The organism is Microcystis sp. M53598_WE2 (assembly GCF_030067735.1).
Classification (GTDB): domain Bacteria; phylum Cyanobacteriota; class Cyanobacteriia; order Cyanobacteriales; family Microcystaceae; genus Microcystis; species Microcystis aeruginosa.
In genome coordinates, this window is the sequence record NZ_JASJFE010000330.1 from 1 (window position 1) to 1,021 (window position 1,021).

General features: G+C 36.6%; 3 protein-coding genes. 2 read left to right on the forward strand and 1 reads right to left on the reverse strand.

Features of this window, described 5'->3' with window-relative positions; translation table 11 throughout:
* Positions 1 to 134 precede the first annotated feature (134 nt).
* Together PX636_RS07205 and PX636_RS07210 are read left to right on the forward strand one after the other, a co-directional pair.
* Positions 135 to 347 (forward strand): hypothetical protein, encoded by a 213-nt coding sequence (locus PX636_RS07205; RefSeq protein WP_002762577.1) that lies wholly within the window; start codon positions 135 to 137, stop codon positions 345 to 347.
* Complete coding sequence (locus tag PX636_RS07210) at positions 344 to 757, forward strand: type II toxin-antitoxin system VapC family toxin (protein ID WP_288116604.1); 414 nt, start codon at positions 344 to 346, stop codon at positions 755 to 757. The genes PX636_RS07205 and PX636_RS07210 overlap by 4 nt, the downstream gene beginning before the upstream one ends.
* A gap of 12 nt (positions 758 to 769) precedes the next feature.
* Here the strand turns inward: PX636_RS07210 and PX636_RS07215 are convergent.
* On the reverse strand, positions 770 to 1,021 hold a 252-nt coding region (locus PX636_RS07215; RefSeq protein WP_288116605.1), incomplete at its 5' end, for a hypothetical protein.

The following is a 1,021-nucleotide window of genomic DNA, read 5'->3' on the forward strand; positions in this document are numbered from 1 at the left end:
AAGAAGCTTAAGAACTCTGCCAAATAAGTGCTAATCGCTTCTTTCCATGTTTTGTCGTAATTAGCTGTCACCTCAGCCATGCCTTTCCCACCTAATTGCTATATAATAAATAATATCCTAATCTTTCAAAAACAATGGACAATTCTAACCCTACTCCTATCCCCTGCGAAAATAGTGATACTTCTTCCTTAGAAACCGCTAACCACAAACCCTTTTGGAAAGCCATTGTGGAAATTGGTGAAAAAGTTCCCATTGAAGAGTGGAACAAATTACCTAAAGATTTTGCTCGCAATTTTGAACATTATATGTATGGCGCACCCAGAGACGAGGATTACGAAGACGAATGAGAAAGATTTTTTTAGATACTGCTTATCTTCAAGCACTGGTTGACACTCGTGATAGTTTACATCAATCTTCTGTAGCTATTACCGACGAATTAGATATATTTCTATCTGTTACTAGCGAAATGGTGTTAACTGAATTACTAAATGCCTTATCTGGAAGGGGTGGGTATTTAAGGGATGCTGCCCTAGACATTGTGGATAAATTACACCAAGACTCATCAGTAGAAATTATCCCTCAAACCTCTCAGTTATTTGCTGAAGCATTGCTATTTTATCGCCAAAGACGAGATAAAAGCTATAGCTTAACAGATTGTGCTTCGATGTTGATTATGAGACAACAAAATCTCTCCGATGTTTTAACTTTTGATCGCCATTTTCAACAAGAAGGATTTAATGCACTACTGAGAAATTAGGAGGTAAAATAACTAATTGACTTTTTGAGCTACTTCTGCTAGACAATCAAAGTGACGACCATATTTAACAATAATCGTCATCGATCCTCGATAATCAATTAACCCTGTCATTACCGCTTTAACTGCACCAATTTCTTGATTAACAAATCGTTCCCAATTCTCTCTAGTTGCTGAAAAAATAGGTAAAGATTCATCCATTTCTTCAATCAGTTCTAAACTAACAATCTGACCCTGATCATCCCATTCTGAACAAACAGAAACCCC

Excerpts from the sequence above, each read along its gene's own strand:
- PX636_RS07210 (WP_288116604.1), top strand. The coding sequence starts at position 344 with ATGAGAAAGATTTTTTTAGATACTGCTTATCTTCAAGCACTGGTTGAC.
- PX636_RS07205 (WP_002762577.1), top strand. The coding sequence starts at position 135 with ATGGACAATTCTAACCCTACTCCTATCCCCTGCGAAAATAGTGATACT.